At 69.6% G+C, this 26,111-nt stretch carries 24 protein-coding genes; 5 read left to right on the forward strand and 19 right to left on the reverse strand.

Annotation, left to right across the window (positions count from 1 at the left end; all coding sequences use genetic code 11):
• Positions 1–453: 453 nt before the first annotated feature.
• Positions 454–1,380, reverse strand: a complete 927-nt coding sequence (locus tag ACYVOK_RS03945; RefSeq protein WP_460660842.1) for a hypothetical protein — start codon at positions 1,378–1,380, stop codon at positions 454–456.
• Positions 1,381–2,340: 960 nt separating this feature from the next.
• Here ACYVOK_RS03945 and ACYVOK_RS03950 point away from each other — a divergent pair.
• Positions 2,341–2,622 (forward strand): hypothetical protein, encoded by a 282-nt coding sequence (locus ACYVOK_RS03950; RefSeq protein WP_460660843.1) that lies wholly within the window; start codon positions 2,341–2,343, stop codon positions 2,620–2,622.
• Between the two features lie 504 nt (positions 2,623–3,126).
• On the opposite strand, the gene ACYVOK_RS03955 is transcribed toward ACYVOK_RS03950, so the two are convergent.
• Positions 3,127–3,462, reverse strand: coding sequence for a hypothetical protein (locus tag ACYVOK_RS03955; protein WP_460660844.1), 336 nt, complete (start codon positions 3,460–3,462; stop codon positions 3,127–3,129).
• A 230-nt stretch (positions 3,463–3,692) separates the two neighbouring features.
• Here ACYVOK_RS03955 and ACYVOK_RS03960 point away from each other — a divergent pair, with 230 nt between their 5' ends.
• A complete protein-coding gene (locus ACYVOK_RS03960; protein ID WP_460660845.1) occupies positions 3,693–4,445 on the forward strand; it encodes an ANTAR domain-containing protein in 753 nt (250 codons plus the stop codon).
• Positions 4,446–4,632: 187 nt separating this feature from the next.
• On the opposite strand, the gene ACYVOK_RS03965 is transcribed toward ACYVOK_RS03960, so the two are convergent.
• Both ACYVOK_RS03965 and ACYVOK_RS03970 read right to left on the reverse strand, forming a co-directional pair.
• Positions 4,633–4,884 (reverse strand): type II toxin-antitoxin system RelE family toxin, encoded by a 252-nt coding sequence (locus ACYVOK_RS03965; RefSeq protein WP_460660846.1) that lies wholly within the window; start codon positions 4,882–4,884, stop codon positions 4,633–4,635.
• Positions 4,881–5,135 (reverse strand): type II toxin-antitoxin system Phd/YefM family antitoxin, encoded by a 255-nt coding sequence (locus ACYVOK_RS03970; protein WP_460660847.1) that lies wholly within the window; start codon positions 5,133–5,135, stop codon positions 4,881–4,883. The genes ACYVOK_RS03965 and ACYVOK_RS03970 overlap by 4 nt, the downstream gene beginning before the upstream one ends.
• A gap of 882 nt (positions 5,136–6,017) precedes the next feature.
• Between ACYVOK_RS03970 and ACYVOK_RS03975 the strand changes: the two genes are divergently transcribed.
• Complete coding sequence (locus ACYVOK_RS03975; protein ID WP_460660848.1) at positions 6,018–6,668, forward strand: SPFH domain-containing protein; 651 nt, start codon at positions 6,018–6,020, stop codon at positions 6,666–6,668.
• Positions 6,665–8,419 carry a potassium/proton antiporter gene (locus ACYVOK_RS03980; protein WP_460660849.1) on the forward strand — a complete coding sequence of 585 codons (1,755 nt, stop codon included), beginning with the start codon at positions 6,665–6,667 and terminating at the stop codon, positions 8,417–8,419. The genes ACYVOK_RS03975 and ACYVOK_RS03980 overlap by 4 nt, the downstream gene beginning before the upstream one ends.
• 461 nt (positions 8,420–8,880) lie before the next feature.
• On the opposite strand, the gene ACYVOK_RS03985 is transcribed toward ACYVOK_RS03980, so the two are convergent.
• On the reverse strand, positions 8,881–9,069 hold the full coding sequence (locus ACYVOK_RS03985) for a hypothetical protein (protein WP_460660850.1): 189 nt from the start codon (positions 9,067–9,069) through the stop codon (positions 8,881–8,883).
• A 1,076-nt stretch (positions 9,070–10,145) separates the two neighbouring features.
• Between ACYVOK_RS03985 and ACYVOK_RS03990 the strand changes: the two genes are divergently transcribed.
• Positions 10,146–10,571 carry a hypothetical protein gene (locus tag ACYVOK_RS03990; RefSeq protein WP_460660851.1) on the forward strand — a complete coding sequence of 142 codons (426 nt, stop codon included), beginning with the start codon at positions 10,146–10,148 and terminating at the stop codon, positions 10,569–10,571.
• A gap of 52 nt (positions 10,572–10,623) precedes the next feature.
• On the opposite strand, the gene ACYVOK_RS03995 is transcribed toward ACYVOK_RS03990, so the two are convergent.
• The 14 genes from ACYVOK_RS03995 to ACYVOK_RS04060 form a co-directional block, all read right to left on the reverse strand.
• Complete coding sequence (locus tag ACYVOK_RS03995; protein ID WP_460660852.1) at positions 10,624–11,532, reverse strand: bifunctional DNA primase/polymerase; 909 nt, start codon at positions 11,530–11,532, stop codon at positions 10,624–10,626.
• Positions 11,529–11,753 (reverse strand): hypothetical protein, encoded by a 225-nt coding sequence (locus ACYVOK_RS04000; RefSeq protein WP_460660853.1) that lies wholly within the window; start codon positions 11,751–11,753, stop codon positions 11,529–11,531. Before ACYVOK_RS04000 ends, ACYVOK_RS03995 begins: the two co-directional genes overlap by 4 nt.
• An 89-nt stretch (positions 11,754–11,842) precedes the next feature.
• A complete protein-coding gene (locus ACYVOK_RS04005; RefSeq protein WP_460660854.1) occupies positions 11,843–13,387 on the reverse strand; it encodes a DNA cytosine methyltransferase in 1,545 nt (514 codons plus the stop codon).
• An 85-nt stretch (positions 13,388–13,472) separates the two neighbouring features.
• Entirely contained in the window at positions 13,473–13,649 is a 177-nt protein-coding gene (locus ACYVOK_RS04010) for a hypothetical protein (protein WP_460660855.1), read from the reverse strand.
• Positions 13,650–13,952: 303 nt separating this feature from the next.
• Positions 13,953–18,656 carry a MobF family relaxase gene (gene mobF, locus ACYVOK_RS04015; protein ID WP_460660856.1) on the reverse strand — a complete coding sequence of 1,568 codons (4,704 nt, stop codon included), beginning with the start codon at positions 18,654–18,656 and terminating at the stop codon, positions 13,953–13,955.
• Positions 18,650–18,889: a hypothetical protein gene (locus ACYVOK_RS04020; protein ID WP_460660857.1), complete on the reverse strand. Its 240-nt coding sequence runs from the start codon at positions 18,887–18,889 to the stop codon at positions 18,650–18,652. Before ACYVOK_RS04020 ends, mobF begins: the two co-directional genes overlap by 7 nt.
• Positions 18,890–18,909: 20 nt before the next feature.
• The gene (locus ACYVOK_RS04025) at positions 18,910–20,385 is read right to left on the reverse strand and encodes a DUF2637 domain-containing protein (protein ID WP_460660858.1); all 1,476 of its coding nucleotides are present in this window, start codon (positions 20,383–20,385) and stop codon (positions 18,910–18,912) included.
• Complete coding sequence (locus ACYVOK_RS04030; RefSeq protein WP_460660859.1) at positions 20,382–21,134, reverse strand: hypothetical protein; 753 nt, start codon at positions 21,132–21,134, stop codon at positions 20,382–20,384. Before ACYVOK_RS04030 ends, ACYVOK_RS04025 begins: the two co-directional genes overlap by 4 nt.
• Positions 21,134–21,322, reverse strand: coding sequence for a hypothetical protein (locus tag ACYVOK_RS04035; RefSeq protein WP_460660860.1), 189 nt, complete (start codon positions 21,320–21,322; stop codon positions 21,134–21,136). The genes ACYVOK_RS04030 and ACYVOK_RS04035 overlap by 1 nt, the downstream gene beginning before the upstream one ends.
• Entirely contained in the window at positions 21,319–22,533 is a 1,215-nt protein-coding gene (locus ACYVOK_RS04040; RefSeq protein ID WP_460660861.1) for a hypothetical protein, read from the reverse strand. Before ACYVOK_RS04040 ends, ACYVOK_RS04035 begins: the two co-directional genes overlap by 4 nt.
• Complete coding sequence (locus ACYVOK_RS04045; RefSeq protein WP_460660862.1) at positions 22,533–24,785, reverse strand: type IV secretory system conjugative DNA transfer family protein; 2,253 nt, start codon at positions 24,783–24,785, stop codon at positions 22,533–22,535. The genes ACYVOK_RS04040 and ACYVOK_RS04045 overlap by 1 nt, the downstream gene beginning before the upstream one ends.
• Positions 24,786–24,811: 26 nt before the next feature.
• Positions 24,812–25,327 carry a Pycsar system effector family protein gene (locus tag ACYVOK_RS04050; RefSeq protein ID WP_460660863.1) on the reverse strand — a complete coding sequence of 172 codons (516 nt, stop codon included), beginning with the start codon at positions 25,325–25,327 and terminating at the stop codon, positions 24,812–24,814.
• On the reverse strand, positions 25,324–25,692 hold the full coding sequence (locus tag ACYVOK_RS04055) for a hypothetical protein (RefSeq protein WP_460660864.1): 369 nt from the start codon (positions 25,690–25,692) through the stop codon (positions 25,324–25,326). The genes ACYVOK_RS04050 and ACYVOK_RS04055 overlap by 4 nt, the downstream gene beginning before the upstream one ends.
• 137 nt (positions 25,693–25,829) lie before the next feature.
• Positions 25,830–26,090, reverse strand: a complete 261-nt coding sequence (locus ACYVOK_RS04060) for a helix-turn-helix domain-containing protein (protein ID WP_460660865.1) — start codon at positions 26,088–26,090, stop codon at positions 25,830–25,832.
• Positions 26,091–26,111 lie beyond the last annotated feature (21 nt).

Genomic DNA, 26,111 nt, shown 5'->3' on the forward strand with positions numbered 1-26,111 from the left:
GGTCGCCCGCGAACTGGCGGGCGCCCGATGCTTGGTCGGATCGGCTCAAGCGGATACAAGCGTTTGCCTGGCGGGCACCGCAGGAAGATGCCCGCTGAGCTCGAGACCAGCGGGCGCCAGGCCTCGCGCGTTGAAAACACAGCGCGCGAGGCCGCCTGGAAGCCAGACCTGGCTCACGCTCAAGATCCCAAGCCGGGGCACGGCCAGTTTGGACAGCCCAGCTTGCGCGACACGGCGCTCGGCGACTCCATGACCCTGTGGATAACCCCGTACGCCGATTCGCACCGAGCGTCACACTGGTGTGGTGTCGTCAGTCCCCGGCCCGGAGCCACCGGCGGGTGTAGCCGTCGCCCGCACAGCGTCGAGGCGTGAGGCCCCGCCGGCAGGCAGGCCCGGGACTGGCGACACCTCCGGTTCACCGGCCCGCAGTCACCCGGACGGCTGGCCTGCGCGTCATTCGTTGAGTGCTTCGAGTCGTTGCTGTTGAGCGGCGAGGCGGCGTTTGGCGCTGGCGGCGGCGCGGGCCGCGATGGTCAGGCCTCGTTCGAGTTTGCGGGTGCGCGATTGTGCGGCGCGCAGTTCGCGGCGGGCCTGTTCGAGTTCGTCGGTGAGGCGCTCGATGGCGGTCTGCATGTCGGCGATGTGGTGTTCGTTGGCGTCCAGCTCGGACTCGGCCGCGAGGCGTTCCTTCTCGGCTGCCTCGTACTCGGCTGCCACCTCGCGCAGGCGTTGCTGGAGTTCGGTGCGGCGTTGCCGGAGCAGCTGCTTCTGGGTAGGTTTCCCGGCCGCGACTGGGGCTGCTTGGGCGGCCGGGGCTTTGCCTGTGGGCGCCTTGGCCCGTTGGGTAGGTTGTGCGACTTTGGCGGCCTTCTTGAGTGGCTGAACCGCTGCCGGTTCGCCGCTTTCGTCGACGACGCCGAATCCGACATGGCGCATGGCGCTGGACAGGCGCCCGGTGCGCAGCAGTTGCGCGGCCCTCGGGTCGACCAGGGCCGCGTCGAGGGTCTCGGTGAGGCGTTCGGCCGCGACAGGGGTGACCACTCGCCCGTTCGCGGCAGCGTCGGCCGCGGCGACGGCGACCAGTTGCTGGACCAGCTCGTGCCGGCGCGGGGTGAGCTGCTTCAAACCGACCCGGTCGCCGGTCGCGTGGGCGGTGCGGATCTGTTCGCCGAACGCGGTCAGCTCGTCGACCTGGTCGGGCGCGATCCGCACCAGCCGGTTGGCCAGCCAGGCAGCGATCGTCGGTTTGCGCAGCGCTCTGACCTCGGCACTGCCCGCGATGTCTCCGGCGTCCTTCAGCGCCGTGGCGAGCTGGTTGCGGGCCGCGGTGAACTGCTCGGGCGGCAGCCCGTACAGCTCCAGCACCGCATGCAGGTCCATCACCCCACAGTGACGTCCACGGTTGCCACAGGCAACCTGTTCACTGAGTCGCCGCACCGATGTGACGCCTCGTGCGGGATACCACCACGTCCAGGACCGCAGGCTGGTTGCAAGAAGTGGCAAATGTCTGGATTCTCGCCTCGGTGTCTGCCTACCCTCCGGAGCATGACCGGTGCTAACAGCAACGAAGAGGGAATCGACCTGACGCGCACTCGCAGCGCGGGCATCACGGCGGCCAGGTTCAATCTCGACTCGGTGGACCCTCGAGTCTGCCCACGCCGTCGTCGCCGGAGTCTTCCCGCCCGGGGATTTTCGTGTCACCAGCGCAGGCGGCAGGGCCTACGCTGCTGCGGCAGCGGTTGAAGCTGGCGGCGCTGATCGAGCTGGGTCTCGCCCTGCCCTGGCTGTGGTGGTCCTGGCTCGCGGTGCAGTTCGTCGGTTTCCCCAGCCGCCCCCTGTACGTGGTCGCCTTGTTCGCGTGGCTCGCGGTGACGGCTGCGATCTTCCACCCGAAGGCCGAGGAACTTCTAGCGCGACGGGTCTGGCGGCTGCGTCCACCATCGGCGCTGGAAGCGCAGCGCCTCGGGCCGGCGTGGTTCGCGGTCTGTGCCGCGGCGCGGGTGAACCCGAACCGCTACCGGGTGTGGATCCACGAGGGTCCGGAGGCCACCGCGCCGGTCGCGGCAGGCTCCACCGTCGCGGTGACGAGCTGGGCGACCTACACGCTTCCGCCGCGCCACCTCGAAGCGGTCCTGGCGCACGAGCTGTTCCATGCGCTGACGCTGCCGCGTGTCTTGTCGCTGCTGCTGTACGGGGCATCGATGCCGGCGCGGCTGATGGCCAAGGCGATCCGGGTCGGCCTCAAGCAGCGCGTTCTGTCGATCGTCATCAAACTGGTGATCGCGTTCTGCCTGACCGGTGTTATCGGCGTGTGGTGGTTCCAAGGGTTCGACTACTCGGGTGGCGATGGTGTTGTCGCCGCTGGTCGGCCCGTTCTTCGTCTGGTGGGCCGCCCGGGTATCCGAAAAGCTCGCCGACCGCGCTACCGTCGACCTCGGGTACGGCGTATTCCTGGCCGAGGTGTTCACCGGCCGCGAGTACGAACGAGCCCGGTCCTGGCAGGCCGCGCCGCGCCAAGGGCTGAAGGCCACCCAGCCGCTCGATACGACCCGCCTGCGCGACCTGGAACGGTACCTGCAAACCGCACCGGAATCCGGCCACCAGCCACGCGGCAGAGGCTGATCTCGCTCGGTCCACGAGCGTTGCCGTCATGCTCCGGCGTTGAGCACACGTGGTAGGTACCTTGTGGGTAGGCGGCTTTGCGCCATCCCATAGCCAGGCCGCCAGGCTCCGGCGCTGAAGTTCCCCTTTCGGCGTCGGAGCCGCCGATGGTGCCTCGACATAGCTGGCGATGCTGCATGGCTGCGCGGGCAGTCCGACCTGGAGCGGTACCTGCAAACCGCGGAAATCCGGCCATCAGCCACGCGCCGGATGTTGATCTGACGGCAGCCGGCTAGGCCGATTGCGTGTCAGCCAGCGGGCGGGAATGGCAGTTGACCCCGCGCCAGGTCCACAACAGTCCAGCAGTGGGGCGCTGGTAACCGAGCGGCCAGCCAGGACCGTCTACGGTGGTACGCCCCATCCGCTGGGCGGCGCGGATGCGCTCGAGAAAGTCCTCCTCGTAGAACTGCGCCCCAGCACGCGGTCCGCCTTCGAGACGGATCACCGGTCCCCTGGTCTCAGCCATCACGAATCACCCGCTGGCCGAAGCCTGGCCTGCTCGATCCACGCGAATCCGCCGTCGGGCAGCCGCACCCGCCCGACCCAGCACCCGTTCTCACGGACCCACGCGTCCAGCACGCCTGCCGGCCGCCACGCCTCAACCGCCACCGCAGGGCTGACCCGCCGGACGTTGTCGGCCGACCGGGCACCGTGCGCGTCGTACTGCAACTCAAGATCGGCCGCCTGTGCATGCGCCTCTTCCCGCGTGAGGCCAGCGCCGCGGCACCCGTTCATCGCGTTGTCCCACACCGACCAGTCGTTGGCCCCGTCACCGGGACGCACCTTGAAGCGACCCACCATGCAGCCATCATGCCATTAGTCGAACACATGTTCTATCGATACGAGGCATCGCTACGCGGCGTTTGACAGCCGCAGCTGACCGTCGCCCTCAAACCGCGCTCGTATCCTTGTGGCACGCTTCGGCTGGAGAGCCATTCAGGGGACGGCTCTCCGGCCGACGGTGCGTGGTCGATTGGCCGCCCGGCGCGTTCGTGGGTGACGTGCGCTGCACTCCTGGGCATGATGTGGGCATGGATCTCATCGGTCAGCCAGACGCGGCCGCCGACCCTGCAATCGGCGCAGCGACGGCCTACCCAGCCGCCGCAGCGCAGGCTGACCTCTTCTCGCGCTTGGCGGTGGAAATGCACGACGCCGGCGGCGTCGAACAGACCGTCGAGGCGGTCGTGCAGTTCTCGCTGCAAGCACTGAACTGCACCTTCGCCGGTGTCGCGCTGTACACCAGGGGTGGCCGGCCAGAGATCCCCGCTGTGACCGATCCGGTGGTGGCCGAGATCTACCAGGTCCAGCTCGACACTCAGAACGGCCCGTTGATTACGTCTCTGCGGGACCGCGCCACGGTACTGGTCCGTGACACTGCCAGCGACGAGAGGTGGCCGGATTGGGCCGCGAAGGTCACCAGCCTGGGAGTGCGCAGCGTGCTGGACGTACCACTGACACTTTCACGCAGCTCGTCCACCGTTGGCGTGCTCGGCCTGTACAGCCCTGTCCCTGACGGGTTCAGCGCCGACGACGAAGCGATCGCGCACATCCTGGCCCGGCACGCCTCGGTCGCTGTCGCGACCGCACGCCACGAGGAAACCATGGCGGCGGCGGTGGACGCCCGAAAACTCGTCGGGCAAGCCATGGGCATTCTGATGGAACGCTTCGATCTCGACGAGGACCGGGCCTTCGCGATCCTCAGGCGCTACTCCCAAGACACCAACACCAAACTGCGCGATGTCGCCCAGCAACTGATCGACACCCGACAACTGCCAAAAGCCTGACCGTTCGTCCTCATGGGGACGAATCGGAACGTCATCAGCGCCGCCGTGCCGCAGGCCGACCGCGCTGAGCGTCTGTTCACCGAGCGGCCGTCCCGAGCCCGTCGCGATCACAGTGGCGGGAGCGGCCAGCGGCGGCCACACGACGACCAGGATGCGTTTTAGCGTGGGTCGCGGTGTGAGCTGTTCGTCAGCCGAGGCGGCCGGCGTGGATCACCACAACGGTGACGGTGGTGTCGTTCACGTCATAGAGCACCCGGTACCGGCCGACATGCATCCGGCGCACGTTTGGTGAGCCGTACTCCGCAGTGCCCTCGGGCCGCGGTTCGTCGGCGAGCATGTCGACCGCGGCCATGAGCTGCTCGAGACCGGCCGGGTCGTCGGCGAGGAAGCCCGCGGCCTGATCCAAGGCGCGTTCGCTCCAGACGACCTCGTAGGTCACGCCCGGCTCATGCCGAGACGGCGCCTAACCTCGCTGTGGGGAACGGTCCGAAGCTGGCCGGTCGCCTTCTCGACCCGGTACTGCGCGAGGGCGAGCTGGTCTTCAAGGTCTTCCAGCTCCTGGGCAGAGATGATCACCGCGGCTGGCTGGCCGTGGTCGGTGATCGTGGTCCGCTCACGGCGGGTCGACGCCCGGCGTACCAGGGACCCGAGCTGCCCTCGGGCCTCCGAGATCGGCAAAGTGTGGCTCATGTACAGAACTGTACACATCATTAATGGTCCTGACCTGATCCGTGGTAACTGTCGGAAGGTCGTGGGATGGATCGTTTGTGGATTGCTCGCTCCGGCGCTGACCTGGAGCACATCCCGGCCCGCAATTTGCGCGTGCCGGCCGCCGAGTTCGCCCCTGTGGGTGAGCGCAGAGCGGCGAGCTCACGTGCTCGCCGCCGAGGACAACCTCGAGGGCTACCTGGCTGGTGTGCTCACGACGCGCCCCTGGCTGGCATGCTGGTCGGCGAGCAGCGACAGTCGGACGGGTCGGCGAGGTGAAATTGTCGCCGCTCTTATCACTGGACACGAGAACATCCTGTACGAGGAACGATCTTGGACGAGACCGTCAAGGCTGAGTCATGGCTCGGGCCTGACTGGCCAGGCGCTCCCGCCCACGTCGACGGTCACGACCCTTCAGTGGGCTTGGCGGCGGTCCGGCCGCGCTCCATATAAGGTGTCAGGCCGCCTTGCCGGCTGGCGGGTTCCTCGGCCAGTCCTCGGTTGCGGTCCAGATCCGGCGCAGGCTGCCAGTGCCTCGGGCCGGTAGGCGAGTGGCCAACCGCAGATGTCGTCAGCCGTTCGGCCGCCTGCCGTGTGCCTTCTCAGTCGGAGACGTAGAGCGCCGTGACCGCAAGTCGGCGCCACCGTCACGCGCCGACCTCCCCTCTCCGGAACGCGTGTCCATGCCGTCGGGTCCGCCGCAACGAAATGGGTGGTAGCACTCATACCGCCGTAGTACTAGAGACGAAAGACTGGGTCTGCGGCGGACGGCCGGGACACCCGCTGTCAGTAGTCAGCGATGCCGTGGGGCCCGGTCGTCCGCCCACCGGGCAGACGAGATACCGGCCGGAGGGAGGCGCCGTCGTGACGACGACGATCTCCGTGGCCGAAGCCGCGCGGCCGATGGTCGCCGATCCAGCCGAGTGGAGCCTCGGGCTTTGGCTGACGGTCGCCCTGCTCGCCGTGGCGGTTCTTGGTGGCACCGCACTGCGTGTGGTGCCCGAACACCATCGCATCGTGGTCTTCCGGCTGGGGCGCATCACGCGCGTGCGCGGACCGGGGATCGTCGCCTCGATACCGGGCCTGGAACGAGTGGCGACCGTGTCACTGCGGCCGGTCCACCTCCCGCTGGTGGTATCCGCTCTCACCCGAGACGGCGTCTCGGTGCGCTTGACCGCGACGGTGGCGTGCCGGATCGCCGCTCCGGCTCGTTCGACCGTGGCGTCGGCCGATCCGGTCGGTGACACAGTCGCGACGGTGGAGAGCGCGCTCGCCAAACGAGTCGCACACACCGACCTCGTCGACCTGCTGATGGTGCGGGAGCGGCTCGAGGACACGCTGCCCTGCGAGCTGAGCACGATCGCTGCCGCCTGGGGAGTAGAGGTCGCGGAGATCACGGTCAGCGACATCGAAGCTCGGCTGTCCGCGGACCTGCTACGTCTCGTTCAGCAAGCCGGTACCCCCTTGAGCAGACCGAGTGCCGGCAGGCGCTCCACACCGCCCGGCGACCGGTGAACCCGGCCGATCTCAACGTCGTCGTGCTGGCCGGCACGCTGGTGCTGCTCGCGGGCGTCGCCGCGGTCCGGGTATCGACGCGAGCCGGTTTGCCCAGCCTGCTGCTCTACCTGGCCATCGGCCTGACCATTGGGGAGTCCGGTCTGGGACTCGACTTCGAAGACACCGGTCTCACCATGATCCTCGGCTCGTTGGCGCTCGCCGTCATCCTCGCCGAGGGCGGACTGACCACCCGGTGGCAGGTCATCCGGCCGGTCGCCGGCCTCGCGCTCGTCCTGGCCACCGTCGGGGTAGCGGTCAGTGTCACGGTCACGGCGGGCCTTGCCTATCTCGCCCTCGACGTGGATCCGCGCACTGCGCTGCTTCTCGGCGCCGTGGTCTCCTCTACCGATGCGGCCGCCGTGTTCGCGGTGATGCGGCAACTGCCGCTGCAGCGTCGGCTCCGGGCGACGCTCGAGGCCGAGTCCGGCTTCAACGACCCTCCCGTGATCATCCTCGTCACCGTCGTCACCTCGGATGCGTGGAACGAGGCGAGCGCTGGCGCTGTCGCAGTCATGATGCTGCGCCAACTGCTGATTGGAGCCGTTGTCGGCCTCGCGATCGCCCGTGCCGGGCAGTGGCTGCTGTCCCGCAGCGCACTGCCGGCCGCCGGTCTGTATCCGCTGGCCACCATCGCCATCGCCTTGCTGGCGTTCGCGGTCGCGGGCATCGCCGGCGGCAGCCCGTTCCTGGCCGTGTACGTCGCCGGGCTGTGGCTGGGCAACGCCGCGCTGCCACACCGCGGCGCCACCCAGGGGTTCGCCGAAGGCCTCGCCTGGCTCGCGCAGATCGGCCTGTTCGTCATGCTCGGACTGCTCGCCAGCCCGTCCCGGCTGCCGGACACGCTGCTTCCGGCGCTCATCGTCGGCGGCGCTCTCCTGGTCATCGCGCGGCCGCTGTCAATGCTGGTGTGCGCGACGCCGTTCCGCATACCTTGGCGAGAACAGGCCTTCATGTCCTGGGCCGGGCTCAGAGGCGCCGTACCCATCGTCCTCGCGACGATCCCAGTCACCGTCGGGCTGCCGTCCGCCCAGCGGATCTTCGACGTCGTCTTCCTCCTCGTCATCGTCTTCACCCTCATACAAGGTCCGACACTGTCCCTGGTTGCCCGGCGGCTGGGCGTGCAGGAGTCCATGGCCACCCGTGACGTGAGGATCGAGTCTGCTCCCCTCGAAGAGCTGGACGCCACCGTGCTCCAGTTCACCGTCCCGGACAACTCCAGGCTGGCCGGCGTGTCCGTGGCCGAACTGCGCCTGCCCGACGATGCCGTCGTCACCCTCATTCACCGCGAAGGCAGGCTCTTCGTCCCGGACCAGAACACGGTGCTCCGCGCCAACGACCACGTCCTACTCGCCGCGGCCAACGGCGGCCGAGCCGTCACTGAGCGCCGCCTCAGGGCGGTCAGCCGAGCGGGAAGGCTGGCCTACTGGCACGGCGAACGAGGCGATCCAGACACCCCAGACTCAGCGTCCGGTCCAGCTCACGATCCGGCCAGGCGGCGTAGGCACCACCGGCGCCGTCCCCGTGCTGGACTCGAATCCGGCTCAGCACCGCAATCGCCAGCGTCCCCGCCGGATAACGACCCGGGCGAGCTCACAGAGCCCAGACACTGGCGTTCCGCTGCCGAAGCGACAACGTCACTGTTACGTCGTCGACGTCCCAGAGGCGCAGGCGAGCGTTCGGCCAGCACACACGAACAACGGATCGAATGACCGTCGCCGCCGGTGAGCCTCGTGGAGCACTTGAACGCAGGGGCCGACGATCACCCCGAGCGAGTTCTGCCGGAGGCCAGGAGCCGTACGGTTCCACCGCCTAGGTTCCACAGCCGCCCTCCGCCGGCGGGTGCAGCCGCGACTGCTGAAGCACCGAAGACGAATCGGCTCAGACACCAAGGGCTCAAGCAGGGTCGTGTCATACCACGGCGGCCAGTATGCGAACCGGAACCAACGTCCGCGTCATCTATTGATCCGGGTCCTCACCGATGAGCGGGGAACAACGAGACTGTTCGGCGGCGAGGTCGAGTGGTCGAGGAGGCAGACGGCGTCGCCGATGATCCACGCAATGCAGCCAATGAGCTCTGCCGACGCGCCTTGTCCCAGCTCGACCGCGACAACGTCGCCTGGCCCGATCTCGCTGCTTTTGCATCGGCTGACGGTGCGGTGAGCGCGGCGGTTCATTCGATGCTCGATGCGGGCGATGCGACGCCGTCGGTGTCGAGGCGGTCGAGGATGCGCACGATGAGGGTTCTGGCGAGTTCGCCGGCTTTGTAGTTGGGCGAGATTTCGAGCAGGTGCTCGAGCAGCTCGATGGTGAGGATCGGCCGGGCAACGGCTGGGCCGTCCGCGGCGAGCTGTGCGGTCATCCGAGCGGCCTGGTCGTCGTCAAGGTGTACGGACGCCCCGGCCGAAGCGGCTGGCGAAGCCGGGCGGTGCACCGGCGCTGTTTGCCTTCTGCGAAACATCCTTGCCCCCCTTTGTCGGTGCCATGTCACTCGACGCGCTTCAAGTCGCCCGCACCAGATGAGAGCATCGCGATCATTCGGTGACTGCAACGCGGCGAGCCGGGCTCGGCGAACCCGCCAGAGCGAGATGGCTGGTGCGGCGCGGTCGCTTCTCGGCTCGAGAGCAACGCTTCTGTCAACGTCGCGCAGTTCAGCGTTCATATCACGCCACACCAGCGGAGGAGCGGTCGGTACCGTGTGGATAGGCGGCTCCGTGTACCCCATATCCGGGTCGCCAGGCTCCGGCGCTGGACTCCCCCCTTTTCGGCGTCGGAGCCGCCTCCCTGCTTCACCGTAGGTGGTGACCGCTGGCTTATCGCGGGGCACCACTGGTTGAGTGGTCGTGTAGTTGCCGACCTGCCCCGTGCTGCGTGGATTGGTCGGTCCGACGGGTTCAATTCGCCCCCGAGTCGGGCTCATCGGTGTTCCCGTCAGGACACCGTCCGAAAGGTGGCCACACCACGATCAGCACACGTTTCACAGTGAGCCGGGGATCTCGGTGCGGGCAGAACCGATGATGCTCAGGAACGTTCGCTCCCTCGCACTTCCCGCACCGCCACCGCCCGGCCACAACACCAGCATGCCTCCACATCCGAGCCGTCGTGACGCGCCTTGGACACAAACGGCCGGACGTTTTCTGGCGTGGTCTCTGGCAGTGACCTTCCGCGGTAGCGGGCAGTTGCAGATTGCGGTCCTAAGGCGCATCCCCCTGAGCTCCCGCGCGGGGCGGAGGTTTTGACTCCGGGTACCTTGTCGGCCGGCACGCAGTTAGTGGTGGGGGACGTTCTGAGCAGTAGCGCGACCACCGGTTGCCGTGCGTCGTGCCCGGTGAGACGCCCCGGGGCACGGTCTCGCTCGGTCCCTCAGTCGCCGCCTATGCGGAGTCGAATCGATCGCGGCCTGGAAACTGTCGGCGGGCGGTGGGATCGTGTTGTGGTATGGAGCTGACTGCCCGGGACATCGAGCGGATACCGCGGGAGAATCTGCGGGTGCCGGTGCGGGAGTTCGCCCGGCTGTGGTTGACGGCTGAGCGGCGCGGTGATGCGCTAGCGGCTGAAGGCCGAGGCGACTGGTACCTGACCGGCGTGCAGGTGACTTGCAGCTGGTTGGCGTGTGCTTTTGTCACCTTCAACTACCCGACCGGCCCGGTTCGGTCGCGTGCGCATGCTCCGATCACTGGGAGCACTCGAAAGGCGCATGAGGAGCTGATCGCGCGGGAGACTGAGGCTGCGGAGCATGCAGTTGCGCGTGGTGGGCTGCCTGGTCGCCCGGGCTTCGCTGAGGGCGCGATGGCGACGCTGGCGTGGGCGTGGCGTCGATCGGGCGTGCCGCCGATCGAGGTAGAGCACGCTCAGGCAGGCTGACCGCAGCGCCGCAGAAGAAGGGCTTCTCGTTCTCGGGTTGAAATCCTCTGTGTCACGCGGTTCGTTGGCGTGGACGGCGTGTGCCGGCGGTGAGTCCTGAGGTGATGGTGCGTTCGGCTTCATTGCGGGGCAGGCCGATGCGGTGGGCGGCGGAGATGAGCTCGTCTCTTGCGATGTGCTGGTCGAGCAGTTGCGCGCCGATGAGTTGGCCGAGTGCGAAAGCAGCGCGGTTGAGGGTGTCGTTGCGCTGGCCCGGCGCGGCGGCGAGGACTTTCTCGAGTTCGCCGGTGAGCGCTGCCAGGGTGTACGCGCTGGTGTTCGTCAGTTTGCGTGTGGTCGGGGCCGCGCTGGCGGCCGGCGGCGCCGGGTCGAGTGCCTTGGTGAGCCACGTTGGTAGGGGGTGTGGGGATGCGGTGGTGTCGGCGCGGTAGCGGCCGGTGGCGGTGGTCGATCCGGCGCCGACGATGTATCCGCCGTGGCCGCGGGTGTCGATCTTCCATCCGAGGCGGCCGGCGCTGTTGCCGAGCTGGTGGCTGGCGGGTTGGCGGTAGTACAGGTGTCGTCCGCCCGAGGGCGTGCTGACGGTGTAGGTGTCGGGCAGGTTGCCCTCGTTGTCGGCGGCAACGAGTCGCAGTACGTCTGCTCCGCTGGTTGCGCCGCGGCTTCTCCATGGCTCGGGTGGCAGGTCGGTGGGGTTCTTGGGTTGGTCCAGGTCCACAACGAGCAGCCGGGAGGGTCCTGTGGCGACGCCGATGTTGTACGGCGCCGTTCGCCAGGTGCGGGCGATCGCTAGGTGGTCGGTGGTGGCGGCGTGTTCCCAGTTCTCGACGGCCGGCACCTTCTTGCCCGGTACCAGCGGAATGACCGCGAAACCTTGGTCTGCGTGCCAGTGCGCAGCGCGGCTGAGCATTTGGTGGCCGGGATTGGTGACCGCCGTTGGGTGGCGCCGTGGGCTGGTCACGGTTCAACCTCTCTGCAGTCGGGGTCTACTCGTTCACTGCAGACTCGTTGCGTAATCTGGTTCGGGTTGGATTCGCGGAGTTCGAGGTAGACGCGGACACCGAACGATCCGCGGTTGGGGTACGCGCGGTCGGCGCCGGCGACCTGGAACTGGTGGCGCAGGTGCTCGACCAGGCGGGCGATTTCGTCGGGTTCTCCCGACAGCCGGACCTTGATCGTCATCAGGCGTTCTCCTGTCTGTGTGGGTCAGTGCTTCTTGGCGTGCAGTGGTGGACGGGGCGGGGCTGTTACGGCCCCGCCCCGGGGGGCGGTCAGGCGGCGGTCAGGTCGCCGAGGTCGTGGCCGAGGGATTCGGCGACGGCGGCGATGAGGTCGCGCGCGGCGGGTGGGGTGACGGCGTTGCCGAGCTGGCGGACCTTCTCGCGCTTGTTGCCCAGCACCACGTAGCCGTTGGTGAACGCCATCCCGGCCGCCACCTCGTGCGGCTCCAGCATCCGGAACAGGCAATCCTCGACCGCGATGGTCTGCGGCTCCAGCACCGACTGGTGCCCCGCCGTGGTCAGCGTCCGCAGCGTCTCGGTCGCCGGTGTGCACATCTCCGCGCCATCGGAGCGGGAACCGTTGTTGCGCATGACCAGCGCGTACCGGTCGCGGGTGGTGAACGTGCCGTGCGGCTCGCTGGTGGCGCGGCTGGTGGCGTTGCCGTAGTAGGGCATCAGCAGGCCGTGGTGGTTGCCCGCGGCAGCGAACGTGTCGAACGGGTCCGTCGCGCGCTTGGTCGTGTTGTTGTTGCGCAGCGGCACCACCAGCGCCTCGGACTCCCGCGTGGTCCTGGTCCGCATCACCTCCGCCACCGTGGTCGCGGTCTCGTTCCAGGTACCGCCCGCCGGAACCAGCAGCCCGGTCTCGTTGCGGGTCGTCATGGTGCGCATCGCCTCCGACAGCGGCGCGGCGGTCTTGCCGTCGCGGCCCTCGACCGGCACCAGCAGTTCCGGCTTCACGTAGCGGGCCAGCCCGGCGCGAATACGCGCCATTGTCTTGTCGGCCAGCGGCCTCGCGCGGTCACCGATCCGCTCCCCCGTCAGGCTCCAGTCGATCGCCGCCGCCGCCGGGAGCCAGCCCGGCTCGACGACCTGGTTGCGGCAGGCCACGTTCGGGCAGCGCCACACGTACTGGGCGCGGTAGCGGCCCCAGGTCCGTTCCGGCTTCTTCCACGCCTGCATCGCCCGCACCAGCTGGCCGCAGCCCTCGCACCACGCCCTCGGCCGGGTCCACCGGTTCAGGTCCGGGCAACCCGACGTGCGCAGGTGAGCCACCACGTACAGCCGGTCACGCGACTGCGGCGCCGGAAGCCCACCGGCCTGCGCATGCATGCTGTTGAGGTAGACGACGTGCACGCAGTAGCCAAGGGCGTTCAACCCGGACCGCCACGCCGGCCACAGCACCCACGACGCGGCGTCCACGACGTTCTCGACAACGATCGCGTCGTAGCGGTGGTGCTCGGCGAACCGCACCACATCCCACATCGTGGCCCGCGACCGCTCCGCCGCCTCGTCCGGCAGCGTGTCCCCGAACAGGTCCGGCATCGCGTCCACGTTGCGCTTCTTGCCCTTGGCCTGGGAGTGGTTCGTGCACTCCGGCGATGCCCACAGAATGTCGGTGCGCGGGTAGCGGCGCGGCTCGACCTGGGACAGGTCGGCGCAGTCGTGGTCGGTGGTCGGGTGGTTACTGTTGTGCGTCTCGACGGCCAGCTTCCAGTGGTTCGCGGCCAGCTTCACCGTCACCCCCGGCACCTGCACAGCCCCGGTGCTCGAGCCACCGGCCCCGCAGAACAGGTCAGTCATCGTCAGCGTCATCGCTTGTCTCAACCCCTTCTCTGGTTGGTGCGGGGAGGCGCCGTGGGTGCGTGGTCCTTCACCACGGCCCTCCCCGAGCTCGGTGTCAGTTCGCGGTGCCGGTGGCGCTGTGGATGTGCTCGACCAGCAAGTAGTCGGCTTCGTCGGGATCACGGCCGAGGAACTCGGCGCCGCAGCCGCAGGTGCTGACGAACATGCCGTCGCGGTAGGGCTGATCGATCGGTGTCGTGTCGCGGTGCTCGGAGGTGGTGGTGTCCGGCATCTGGGGTTGCTCCCTTGTCGCTGGTGGCCGTTGTGTGACGGCAGTCCCCGTCCTTTGGGGCCTGCCGGCAACTGCCGTCTGCCGGACCGCTAGAGGCTCCGAAGTCAAGGGGTTCTCGGCTGGTGGACAAGGAAATAAGCGGAGCTTGCGGAGCGCCGCCGTCCTCCAGGCGAGAACCCCTTGACTTTGGAGGGGGCGGTCTGGCACCCGGCCACCAAACCCAGCCACAGAAGGGCCTTTTGCCCGGCCGGAGGCCGGGGTGCTCTCCCGCCCGCCAGGGGCGGGAGAGCCTGGACCGCGCGGCTATTCGTCGTCGTAGCTGCCGAGTTCAAGCACCGGGCCGTGATCGTCCGCGGCCCGATCGGCTGCAGACACCGCCGTTGCGCCGGTGGGGTGTTCGGCGGTCGTGTCGTCGGCGTGCCACCGGGCAAGTTCTTCGGCCCGGGCTTCGGCTTCGGCGGCGGCGTGGCGTTCTTCGGCTTCGCGGCGGTGCTGAATCTCGATCAGTGCCCGCTGCGCCCGCCGTACCGCTTCGGCGGTTTCGTCCGCGGACGGAACCCGCGGCGTGTCGGATTCGGCGACAGGCTCCTCGCCGGCCGCGACCTCGCGGATGTCGGCCGGCGCCTGACTATCCATCAGGGCCCAGTCCGCGAGCGGCTCAGTTCCGCGGGATTCGAGGTCACCGGCCGCCTTTGCGATGGCTGTGTTGTCGTCGGCAACGATCTGCGTGTCGGGGAGCTCGTCGGCAGCTATCTCGGGTGCCGCGGTCTTGCTGGGTAGCTCGTCGTTGACCAGTTCGGCCTTCACGTCGGCAGCCATCGGCTGCGTGGTGTCGGTGTCGCCCTGTTCGGCGACGTCGGCCAGCTCGTGCCCGTCGGTGACCTTTTGGTGCTGATCCTCGTCGGCCTGGGCGGCATCGTCGGCTTGGGCTTCGGTGTCGATGGTGTCGAGCAGTTCGTCGGGTGTGGGTCCGTCGTCGCTGTTGTCGATGCCGCGGGCCTCAAGTTCGGCCTCGGCGCGTTCGGCGGCGGCGCGGGTTTCGGCGGTGTGCGCCCACCAGACAGCGCGGGCGTCGTCGGCGATCTGCAGTTCGGCGGCGCGGGCGTCTAGTGCCCGCGCGAGGGCTTCGGCCTGTTCGGCTTCGGTGCGCAGCCGCTCCTGAGTTGCTGGATCGTTGGCCGCGTCGGCTTCGGCAGCACGCAGGGCGGCGGTGCGGCGTTCGCGGTCGGCGGCCTGGCGGGTGCCGGCGAGTTCCTCGGCGACGTAGGGCGGTGCCCACGCCTTTTCGCGTTCGTAGGCGCGGACCCGGACGCGCAGCTGGCCGTTCGACATCTCGGCCTCGGCGCGGTCCGCCTCCGGACGCCCGAGCGCCCGCCACGCGGCACGCCAGGAGGCGTACTGCTCGACCTGGCCGGGTTTCGGTGCCGGTCCGAGCGCGTCGTCGGCCGCGTCGTGGCCCATGACCTCGCGGTGCGCGGCCACCAGCCCGGCGCGCCGAATCCACACGTCGCGCTCTCGGCCGAGGTCGGTTGGTGGCCTGTCGAAGGCCTCGACCGCCCACTGTGGCAGTTCCGCGGCGACCTGCTCGCCGAGTTCGGCGGTGCGGGCGTCGGCCTCAGCGGCGAGGCCGGCCAGGTATGCCGCCCACTTCGGGTCATCGATGTGTGGGAGCCGGTCGGTGTAGGTGTCACCGACCGGGTCGAGGCTGCCGCCGGCGCGCTTGATGCGGTCCTGGAGGACGTGGCTGATCCGGTGGGCGTCGTGCAGCGACCGCTGCTGGATCGCGTCGGTCAGGACCCGGCGCGGGTCGTGTCCGGCCAGCTCGACCCGGCGCAGCAGGTTGTCGAGGGTTCCGGCGCCGTCCTCGACCGCGAGCGCGGTGCGCTGGTCGGCGGTGAGGACGCCGGCGTCGGTGAGTTCGTCGAGCCAGCGGGCGGTGCGCCCGGCGGTGGCGAGCGCGATGCCGTCGGCGAGCAGTTCGGCGGGTGTGCGGAGCCGGTTGGCTTCGGCGGCGGACTCGGCCGCGGTTTGCAACGCTGACAGCTGGGGGTCGTCCAGGTCGAACGCGCCGCGTAGCACTGACAGCGGCGACCGTTTCGCCGCCGTCGTTGTCTCGCCGTACTCGGCTTGGTTCGCCACGGATTGGGTGACGACGTGGGTGGTGTTCGCGACCCGGCCCCGGGTCATCGCGACATACAGCGCGTAGACCGATGTGTTTTGGGTGGCGACCAGGTGGCTGGTGTCCACCGTCAATCCTTGGGAGGAGTGGACGGTGGCGGCGTACCCGAGAGCGATCCAGTCGCGTACATAGCTCGCGGGCAGCACCATCGTCTGCCCCGGCACGGGTTCGCGGGTGCCGCGGGCCAGCGGCGCGACCCGCAAGCCACCGTCTTCGAGGACGTCCAAAACCTTGAACTCGTCGCGGTTGAACGCGGCGCGCTTGTTGCCGCGGTAGCCGTTGAGGTGCCAGGCGTTGAGCCTGGTCTGGATCAGGTCCCCGGCGCCGACGCGGTTGCCGGTCGAGGCGAGCCAGGCGGTGCGTTCGTCGTCGACCTGGCCGTACTCGACCAGCCGGGCGCGCAGCTGCGCGGACAGATCGGCGGCCTGGGCGTTGGTGTCCACGATCAGCAGCGCGTGGCGGCCGTTGAGGTGGTCGGCTAGCCATGCGTCGGCCGCGGAGCGCTGGGCGGCTTCGAGGTGGCCGCCGTCGAGGATGCGGCCCTGCTTGTGGTACTCGTCCAGCACCGATTCGTCGCCCTCGCGCAGCCGCAGCGACGCCGGGCCTTCCCACTCGGCGCGGAAGCGGCGGGTTTCGGTCAACTCGTGGGTGAGTGCGCCTGCGGTGACCAGTTCCATCCCGCCGCCGGCGCCGACGGCGGCGAGCTGGCGGTGGTCACCGACCAGCAGCAGCTTGGCTCCGGCCGCATCGCAGTGTGCGTGGATCGGGGCGAGGTCGCGGGTGTTGGCCATCGCGGACTCGTCCACGACCACCAGGTCACCCTCACGCAGGGTCCACGCCTGGTCCTCGGGCATGGTCGAGCCGTCGGTAAGTCGCTGCTGGGTCATCAGCCAGCGAGTGATGTTCTGCGCGGTGACGCCGTCGCCGGCGAGCACTTCCGCGGCGACCTGGGATGCGGCCAGCCCGACCGTCCGGCGCTGCGCGCCTCCCCATAGGTCGGGGTCTTCCCACGCCTTGGCGAGGGCACCGACGACGCGGGACTTGCCGGTGCCGGCCGGGCCGATCAGGGTTTCGACCTTCGCACCCGAAGTGAGGATGCCGCGCACCGCGGCGGCCTGGTCGTCGCCGAGCTGCAGCCCGTCGGCGGCGAGCCGCTTCACGAACGCGTCCACGTCGGCCGGGGTCATGGCGGCTGCGCCGCGGGCGTAGCCGGCCTGGGCGAGCTGCCGCTCGGCCTTGACGTGATCCGGGGTCACGTACCGGGTCGCGCCGGGGGCCGAGTACGCCGACGACCCGTCGCCGCGGCGCAGATCGTCGGGCAGCGCCGCGAGCTCGCCCGCGCGCTGCCCGGGACGGTCAGCATCGACGCGCTGAGCGAGCTTCAACCCGCGTTCGGTCAACCTGTCCAGTAGCCAGGCGATTCTGTCCGGCTTCAGGTTGCCCAGGTTGTCGGGCAACGCGTTGCTGATCGCACGTGTCAGGTCCGACGCGCGCCAAGTCGCGTGTGCTGTCTGCACCTCGGCCAGGGCGGTCTCGAGGACCTTCGCCTCGTTGATCCGGCCGGGAAGCGACTGGCGTTGCCGCAACGCGAGCACGTCGTGTGCGACCTTGCCGAGTCCCCCGCGGACCTCGGCTCGCAGCTGCCGATCCCAGCGTTCCAGCCGCTGCGCGACGGTCTCACCGTCGTGCGATTTCGATCGGCGGGTCGCCAGCGTGGCGGTGCGCTGGAGCCGGTCCAATTCCAGGCTGTTCGGCTCCCGGCCGAACTTGGTCTCGAACTCGGCAACCAGTCTCGCGGTCTTTTTTGTGATCGCGCGGCGCCGCGAGCTGAACAGGTCCATCACGGCCTGCTCGATTCCCACGACCTCTCGGGCTTTGCCGTCGGGGCGCATCGCGAACCGGACCCCGAGCGAGCGCGTCAGGTGCTGTTCCATCACGCGCTCGCCGACCGCGCCGGCGGCCGGCTTGTAGCGGTGCAGCGCTTTCGAGTCGAGCGTGCGCCACTGCCCGTCGCTGCCCTGCACGCGATTCAGAATCGCGTTGTGGATGTGCAACTGCGGGTCGTGGTCGCGAGAGTCGTGCTGGAAGAACGACGCCACGACCCAGTCGTGAGCGTCGTCCCAGCGCCCGGCCGCGCCGCCGTGGTGGCCGACGCGGGTGTAACCGGCCTTGTCGGCCAGGTAGGTCAACGCGGCCTGATTCCCGGCCCAGATCGCGTCCTCGACCGCCTGCCGATGCTTGGCCCAGTGCACCGCCTCGGCCTCTGCTTGGCGCACCGCCGTGGTGCACCGGTGCACCGCATCGCGGTCACCGGTGCGGTGCGCCTCGGCCAGTGCACGGCGCGCCGCCTCGGCGGCGGTGCGGGCCTGCACCTCCTGGGCCTCGAACGATGTGTGCAGCACCGTCACCGACTTCTGCACCGAGAACGTCGCATCGTGAAACGCGACGTTCTTGCGCACCGCCTTCCCGGCCAGTGCACGCAGCTCGGCGCGCCGCTCCGGTGATGCACCGGGCTCCTTGGCCAGTGCATCGGCATACACCTGCTCCTCGGACTTGTACGCCCGCCCGGTGTGGCCGAGGGTCTCGGCCTCGTCCCACCGCGCCGGGTCATGGAACGCCTCGTCGCGCGGGTCGATGAACCGCTCGTACAGCGCGGTCATGTCCTGGGTATCGACCTCACCGGACAACCCCAGGGCTTCCGCGCCCTTACCGAACCACCGCCCGGGCGGCTCGCCGGCAGCGACCGCGCCGGTGTAGTAGTTCTCCCGGCCCGCCGCGACCGCGCCGGTCAGGTAGTCGGCCCGATGCCCGCTGGAGATGCTCAGCACGAGCCACCCCCAGCCCGCTCGATGGCCACCGCCGCGACCGGCGCGCCGGTGCCGACGGCCGACGCAGGCGGCAGGCCGATACGACGACACGAAGCGGAGTCGAGGCTCCATTTGATCGTGATGCCTTGGTGTGATCTGAGTTCTTGGTTCTTGCTGCTGCCTGCTGGCTGCTGCTGAATCGTCGGCTTGGTCATCGTCGCTGCGGGTTCGTTGCTGTTCTGGCTGCTGGTCACTGGTCTCCTGCTGTGGGTGCTCATCGGCTGGTGCTCGTTTCGAGGTCGCGGTCGGTCATCGGCTCGGGTTCGCTGTCAGGGGTCTTGTCAGGGCTGTCGTCAGGGGTGGGTTCACCGGGCTCGGTGACGAGCTGGAGCTGTCCACGGACCTGCGGCGCGGGTGTGGCGCTGTCGTCGCCGGGCTCGGCCCACCCGGCCAGTTCCTGGAGGCGCTTGGCCCGGCTGAAGCCGACCGGGCGGCCGAAGGCTTCCTCGGTGGCGCGGCGGATCTCGCGCTGTCCGAGCGGTGCACCGCCGTGCTCGGCGGCGTGCCGTATCACCGCGTCGAGCAGTTCGGCATCCGAGGGTCCCGCGCCCTTGTGTGGTGCAGCGGCGGGCGACTTGTCGGTGCTCTTGGCCGTGTCGGTGGTGCGGTGCGGTGCGTGCACCGGTGCGGCTGCACCGCTCGGGGCGTCGTGGTGCACCGGTGCGGGCGGTGCGGTGCGGGTGGCGTGGTGCACCGGTGCGGTTGTCGTGTCGGTGCGGAGTGCACCGAGCAGGTACGCGATCAGCCACACCGGTGCAGCCTCCGGCTTGGTTTCGGCCCGAGTCGCCTCCTCGACACCCGGTTCGCTGGTGTTGGTCAGACCGAGCGCTGCGGAATCGACCAGGGCGAGCAGTTCACCCGGGGCCAGTCGCCCGGTCGCCGGCAGCAGCGCCGCAAGCTGGCTGGCCGACAGGAGGCCGTCGCGGATGGTGTGCAGACAGGCGGTCCTCGCGGCGCGGGCGGCGTCGAACGGCCACAGCTTGCGGCTGGGGCACAGCGTCGCCAGCCGCGACGCCATCCGCACGACCTGCTGGACCAGCGCCCGGGCCTCGGCCGGGTCGTCGCTGCCGGTCCGCGACAGGTGCAGCCACACGCGGGTGGTGATCACCGGCGAGGTGAACCAGGTCAGCGCGGACAGCTTCGGCTTGGCGGGCTGGGCGAGCTTCATGTGCAGGCGCAGCAGGTGGGCGAGCATCTCGACCAGCACCGCGTAGGCCAGCGGCGCGAGCGCGTGCGCCACGGCGTCGGCGATGCCGTGGGCGGTGTCGACGTTCAGCCACACCGTGCCGCCGATGAACACATAAGTCGTGACCAGCGCGCCCGGAATCCGCCACCCTCGCGTCAACGCCGCGAGCCGCAGCGCGGTGCAGGCCACGATCATGCCGTCGGCAACCAACGGCACCAGCGGGCTGTCGAACTTCTCCGAGACGGCGTTGAACGAGCGGGCACCGCCGATCCCGGCGACGCCGACCGCGGCCACGACCGCGACCGCGATCAAGACCCGCCGAGTCGACAACCTCCCGGTCTCGATCGCGGCGGCGGCAGTGCGAACCGCGCGCCTGGCCGCCCAGATGACGGCGGCGACGGTCGCGGCGACGAGCAGCAGTGCGGCAATGCCGGCGGCGATCGTCGGCCACGTCACCGAGCCCGGGTCGAACAGCTCGAGTAGGTCGATCGCGTGGAGGGTCATCGCTGGCCTCCAGCGGTGCTGTTCGGTACGGCGGTCAGGCCGCCGCGGCGACCGGCCTTGATCTGCTCCGGGGTCGGTGCCGGGCCGTTGTCGTCGCGGCTGGTGGCCCACCAGGTGACGAAGGGGTCGGCGTCGGCGGCCAGCGGAACGGTGATCGCGGACTGTCCGGCGGCGTCGCGATGGGCGAGCACGTCACAGGCCGGGGCGTACTCGCCGATGCGGCGGGTCACGCCGGGGCGTTGCCGGTCGTGCCAGTCACCGACGAGCTTGTTCGACGCCTCCTCGCCTTCGTAGGCGATGGTCCAGGCGCCCATCAGCCACAGCAGTTCCTCGACGATCTCGGGGTGCCACAGCCAGCACGGCGGCAGCGTGTCCCGCGCCGTCGCGTACCGCAGATAGACACCTTCCATCCACGGCAGCAGCTCACTCAGCACCGCCTGCACCGCGGCCTCGTCGTGCTCGGGCAGCCGCAGCCACGACCGCACCGGCTCCACCTCGCTGGCAGCCGCGGCCTTGCCGTTGCTCGGCTTGGTTGTCAGGCGGGTCAGCAGGTCCTCGAACGAGGCGACCGTGTTGCCGAGTGAGGCGACGGTGTCGTTTAGCCGCGCTACGGCGGTCTTGGAGGCGGTCTGCTGCAGACCGGTCTTCATCGCGGCCACGTCCCGAGTCAGTGCCTCGACCGAGCGGGCCAGGCCGGCCACCGCCGCCAGAGCGGCGGTGCCGGGGTCCTTCTCGTCGTCGTACTGCATCAGTCATCTCCCTCGTACAGGTCTTCCAGCCAGTCGCAGAACTCGTCAGCGTCGATCGCGACCAGGCCGGTCGGGCAGCCGTGTTCGTCGTAGGCAGGCACGGCGCGCAGACCGCGCTTCTCGACCTCGGCGCAGCCGTAGTAGGCGCGCAGCTCGTTGGCCGGTGACCCGTTGATCGGGGTCGTCATGCCACTCCCCTTTCCGTCCGGGACTTGGTCTGGTGGGTGGTTTCGGTCGTCTCGGCGTCGCTCGGGACGGCCTGCCCCGACCGGCAGCCGTAGGGACTGCATCCGTCCGGGTCTCCGATCTCGCTGACCTGGTCGGCGACGAGATCGAGCACGTCGACCTGCCGGTCAGCCCATTCCGCGCGGGTGACGCGGTCGATCGGCGCCTCGCCCAGCGGGACCCGTGAGCGATGCAGGTACGCCGTGCCGCGCAGCGCGTCACCACGGGCTCCGCCACGGCGGATCGCGGCGTCGAACGCCACCGCGTCGATCCATTCACCGTCATCAAAACGGGGGCAGCGACAGACGATCGCAGCTTCGTCGTCGCTGGCTCCGCAGTTGTCGAGGTGTGCACACGACAGATGCTCGGAGTCCAGCCTCACATCGAGGTTGGTGGCGGCCAGAGCCCCGGGAAGGCCCCGCCAGTGATCGGCCCTGCTGTGACCGCAGGCGCGGCAGGTGTCACGAAGCTGCCGCCACTGGCGGTTGCCGTGAAACGGGCAGCCGATGCAGGCCGACTTCGGTGTCTGGCCCCAGCCGCGGGCGGTCAGCCATCGCTGGCAGTCCTTGCGGGACATACCCAGCTCCAGCAGCGGGTAGCGGCTGGTCAGGTACCGGACTCGCTGCTTGTCCGAGACCCGGTGGATTTCGTCAGTGGAGAACCCGATCCACTGCTCGCACACCCGCCCGGTCGGCACCCGCCGAAACTCCGGCGGCGCGGCGCCGAGCAGCTCGCGGATCTTGCGGGTGATCGGCGCCAGCTTGTACTCGGCCGTGCACTGGCGTCGCCCGATGCCTTCCCGCTCAGCGCGGGTCAGCGGGCGCTCCGGGCCGTATCCGGTCAGCACCGGGTTGTCCGGGTCGGAGTCGTCGTAGATCGGGTCCCGCGTGGTGCCTTCCGGCGCGAGAATGAAGTACGGAATCGACGCGTACCGGTGTTCGGGGTCGATCGCGTCGTCGCGCAGGTTTCCCTGGCTGACCCGGATAACCTCGATCCCAGCCGCGGCGGCCACGACGGCCAATCGGTCGAGGTGGCGGTAGACGGCCGACGGTTCCCACCCGGTGTCGGCGAAGATCGCCACGTCTGGCGCGGGCAGTACACCTTCGGCGGCCAGTAGCAGGAGCGTGGTTGACTGCACGCCAGCACCCAGCGACAAGGCAGTCAGCAAGGTCATCACCGGCTCCCGTCTGTGTCGTCGGAGCCGACTAGTTCCGGCGTACCGGCACGGCTTGTGTCGCGCGCGGCGAGAGCGGCGCGGGCCTTGCGCATCGCGCCGGCCAACCGCAGCCGAGCTATGAGTTCGCGGGCCGGGTCGGTGGCCTCCAGCCGGGTCACCGCGGCGTCGAGCCGGGCGGCGATCCGCCGTACGACGGGGGCGGTGATCCGCTGCCGCGCGGCGTCGATGCGGTCGATCCCGTCGACGACTTGGTCGCGCAGCAGCGCGGTGCCGGTGAGCAGCCGGGCGCCGACCCGGTTCTCGAGCGCGGCCAGGTGGCAGGTGGCCCACTGGACGCTGCGGCGGTTGTGGAACCGCTCCATGCGCAGGTCGCGGCGCTTCCACGCCATCTTGACCCGCCCGATCGCGGGCGGCATGCCGCGGGTGATGATCAGCGCCTGCCCGGCGCGCAACTGGGCGACCTGGCCTGGGGTGAGGACCGGGACGCGGCGGTCGCTGATCGACACTCCGCCGGTGGTGCGGTCGCGGGTGGCGACCTGCTCTAGCCGTTCCCCGCACAGCGTTGACCAGAACTGCAGGTCGTCGTCGTCGCTGGTGCCGGCCAGCAGCACCTTCGTGGTCACGTTCGTCACCAGCGCGCCGGTGGCGGCCTCACCGAACCGGTCGCGCAGCTGGGCGCGCGACTGGGCGGAGATGTGCAGCGTGATGCCGCGGGAGCCGAAGTCACCGGTCCACCTATCGAGGGGGATGAGGCAGATCAGCGCGGCCTCGTCCAGCACCATCGTCAGCTGCGGGTCCAACCGGCGCCCCGGCGTCCTAACAGCGAGCGCCTTGGCCTGGCGCGCGATGTGCGCGGTCAGCGCGGTGACGAGTGGTGCGGTCTTCTTGTCCTCCGCACCGAGCAGGTACACGGTGCCGTTCTCGGCCAGCAGCCGCTCCACGTCGAACGGCACCCCGCCCGGTGCGGCGGCCGCGGCGGCGGTGGGCACCGACAGCCAGGACAGGGCGGGCATGATCGTGGTGGAGATGCTGGAGCGGGTGCGCTCGTTGTTGGTGAAGAACTGCATCGCCTGCTGCTCGAACCCAGTCGCGTTCGCGACCCGCAGCTGCCACAGCACGTCGGACTTGGCGTCGTCGTCGGGGTGGGCGATCCAGCGCTGAACATCAGCCATCGTGTAGCCACCGAGCGCGGCGGCGTGCATCAACGCCGTCAGAGCCTGCCGGGCCAGGTTCAACCAGTGTTCGGCGTCGTCGGACTTGGCGCCGACACCGTCGAGCAGGTCCGATGCGCGGTCCATCACCACACCGGGGTCGGTGCAGCCAACCAGCGGGTCGAACGTGATCGTGGAGCCATCAGTGGTGAGACCGTCGGGGTCGAACACCCACACCGGGCCGCGCTTGGCCCGCTGGGTGCGAGTGATGTCGAGGATGTCGGTCTTCGTGCTGGTGGCGATCACCGCGCCCGGCGCGTCGAGCAGATGCCCCATCAACAGACCGGTCTTGCCGGCGCGCGGACCCGCGAACGTGATCGTGTGATCCTCCGCCGACGACCGGACCCTGACCCAGCCGACCGTCGCGACCGTCGTGCCCAGCTGGGTGAGCGGCACGGACCGCCGCTTCCACGCCGGCAGCTGCGCCAGTGACGGGCGGACGATCTTGGCCTTCTTGCGCAGCATCCGCGCCGACGACACCCGCCGCACATCCCAGCCCGATGCCAGGCCGTCGGTCACCCGACCGGCGCGACCCAGGCGCCGCAGCAGACCGCGCGAGCTGGACCGCGACCGCAGCGTGAATCCCGCCGTGCCGAGCAGCACCACGCCGGCGGCCAGCAGCAGCTGCCACCAGCGGGCCGAAGCAGCGATCGTCTCCGGCAGCGCCCGCAGTACGAAGCTGGCGTAGCCGAGCCACAGGGCGGCCGCGAGACCGCCGCCGACTGGGCGGTTCACTGCCACCAATGCGAGTGTGACCAGTAGCAGCACGCCACCGGCGATCACCCATCCGGCCGCGCCACCGGGCGCCTCGAGCCGCATCCCCGCGGCCCCGGCCAGTAGCACCCACAGCGGGGCCGCGATCAGGGCGCCGTGCAGCAGCCGCCAAAACAGCAGGCCGGCGGTCACGAGACCGACTGCGCCGGTCGCGGCCGTCCAGCAGCCCAGCTCGGTCACCGCCGGTGCCTTGTCCCACGCGACCGCGGCCACGCCGGCGGCCAGCAGGCCCATCGTGGCGAGAGTGAATTTCGGGACCAACACGCCCTCGGTCCTGGTCGGCCGCCGCATCATCGCGCACCACCGACCAGCACACCGGTGACCGTGAGCACCGCACCCAGGACGGCCGCGGCGAACGACACCCGCAGCCACTGGTGCTTGGTCCACGCGATGTCCGCCAGCCGCTTGGCTTGATGCGTCACCGCCACCAGCGGGTCGGCGATCTTCTCGCCAGACAGCTGCGGGTCGATGTGGCGGTCGAGCAGCTGCTCGACCGAGCGGCGACGCACCGCGCCGAAGTACAGAAACTCCCCCGGCACCAGCGCATCCGCCGGACGATGCAGCCGCGGCACCACCACCAGCAACGCCGAACCCAAGGCCACCGCCAGCGCCACCAGCGCCACACCGAACGCCACCCGCCCGATCACCGGGTCGCCGTCCGACTGCGACACCAGCGTCAGCACCACCGCCGCGAGCGCGGTCTCCACCGTCGCCGCGAAACCGGCCTTCGTGTCCGCCTTGTCGACCGCCGCCGCGGCCGAATCGTGCATCCGCCACGCCAGGTCAAGCTCCGGTCGCGCACTCATCGCGAACCACCCGCCGCGTCAACCTCAGCCGGGTCGTCCACTCCATGCGGAACCGGGCGGACGATGCACTTGACATGCACCATCGGCCCGAACCGCCCCTGCGCCACGTAGGCACCATCGGCGGCAAAAGCCGACACAACACCCAGCGCCTCGGCAACATCCCCGACCACGCGAACGTCGCGCTCAAACCCGGACTCGCACGGAATCATCACCGCGCTGACCCACGGCATCGGCAGGTCCGGATGATCCGCCACCCACGCCGCCAACTCAAACAACCCACGAATCAGCTCCGCGCGATCACGCGGGACCTCCAACATCCCAAACCGCGGCACCCACTCCGTACCCGCCTGTACTGCGTCAGTCATGCTGTAGACCTCTCGAACTCGTACCTGAGTGACGGGAGAACCGGCCCCGGATCGGTTGGCGCCCTGACGGGGCCGGTCCTGCCTTTTCGCGCCGCAATCCCATGCGGAGAGCGGCTGTCCAGCACCTCCACGGCGGGTCATAACGCGACACCGCCCTGAGCTCCCGGCTCCCACTCGTCAATGTCGACAAGGCCGCCGTGCATCGCGGCCTCGACCAGCTGGTCAAGAACCTTGGCGGGCACCATGTACCGGCCGCCGAACTTGAGCGCCGGCAAGCGCCCCGCATGAATGGCTCGGTAGACCGACATCTCGCCGATCCCGAGCGCCCGAGCGAAGTCCCCCACGCCATAGAAGGCGCGCTGCGTCGACTGCCCCTGGTTCCTCACCACAGCACTCATCTGTCTCTCCAATCGCATAAA

The organism is Kribbella swartbergensis (assembly GCF_054784135.1).

Bases quoted from the DNA above. Each gene is read 5' to 3' on its own strand.
- ACYVOK_RS03945 (WP_460660842.1), bottom strand. From the start codon at position 1,380: ATGGACCTGCATGCGGTGCTGGAGCTGTACGGGCTGCCGCCCGAGCAG.
- ACYVOK_RS03955 (WP_460660844.1), bottom strand. From the start codon at position 3,462: ATGGTGGGTCGCTTCAAGGTGCGTCCCGGTGACGGGGCCAACGACTGG.
- ACYVOK_RS03960 (WP_460660845.1), top strand. From the start codon at position 3,693: ATGGATCTCATCGGTCAGCCAGACGCGGCCGCCGACCCTGCAATCGGC.
- ACYVOK_RS03970 (WP_460660847.1), bottom strand. From the start codon at position 5,135: ATGAGCCACACTTTGCCGATCTCGGAGGCCCGAGGGCAGCTCGGGTCC.
- ACYVOK_RS03985 (WP_460660850.1), bottom strand. From the start codon at position 9,069: ATGACCGCACAGCTCGCCGCGGACGGCCCAGCCGTTGCCCGGCCGATC.
- ACYVOK_RS03990 (WP_460660851.1), top strand. From the start codon at position 10,146: ATGGAGCTGACTGCCCGGGACATCGAGCGGATACCGCGGGAGAATCTG.
- ACYVOK_RS04000 (WP_460660853.1), bottom strand. From the start codon at position 11,753: ATGACGATCAAGGTCCGGCTGTCGGGAGAACCCGACGAAATCGCCCGC.
- ACYVOK_RS04005 (WP_460660854.1), bottom strand. From the start codon at position 13,387: ATGACGCTGACGATGACTGACCTGTTCTGCGGGGCCGGTGGCTCGAGC.
- ACYVOK_RS04010 (WP_460660855.1), bottom strand. From the start codon at position 13,649: ATGCCGGACACCACCACCTCCGAGCACCGCGACACGACACCGATCGAT.
- ACYVOK_RS04025 (WP_460660858.1), bottom strand. From the start codon at position 20,385: ATGACCCTCCACGCGATCGACCTACTCGAGCTGTTCGACCCGGGCTCG.
- ACYVOK_RS04030 (WP_460660859.1), bottom strand. From the start codon at position 21,134: ATGCAGTACGACGACGAGAAGGACCCCGGCACCGCCGCTCTGGCGGCG.
- ACYVOK_RS04035 (WP_460660860.1), bottom strand. From the start codon at position 21,322: ATGACGACCCCGATCAACGGGTCACCGGCCAACGAGCTGCGCGCCTAC.
- ACYVOK_RS04040 (WP_460660861.1), bottom strand. From the start codon at position 22,533: ATGACCTTGCTGACTGCCTTGTCGCTGGGTGCTGGCGTGCAGTCAACC.
- ACYVOK_RS04050 (WP_460660863.1), bottom strand. From the start codon at position 25,327: ATGAGTGCGCGACCGGAGCTTGACCTGGCGTGGCGGATGCACGATTCG.
- ACYVOK_RS04055 (WP_460660864.1), bottom strand. From the start codon at position 25,692: ATGACTGACGCAGTACAGGCGGGTACGGAGTGGGTGCCGCGGTTTGGG.
- ACYVOK_RS04060 (WP_460660865.1), bottom strand. From the start codon at position 26,090: ATGAGTGCTGTGGTGAGGAACCAGGGGCAGTCGACGCAGCGCGCCTTC.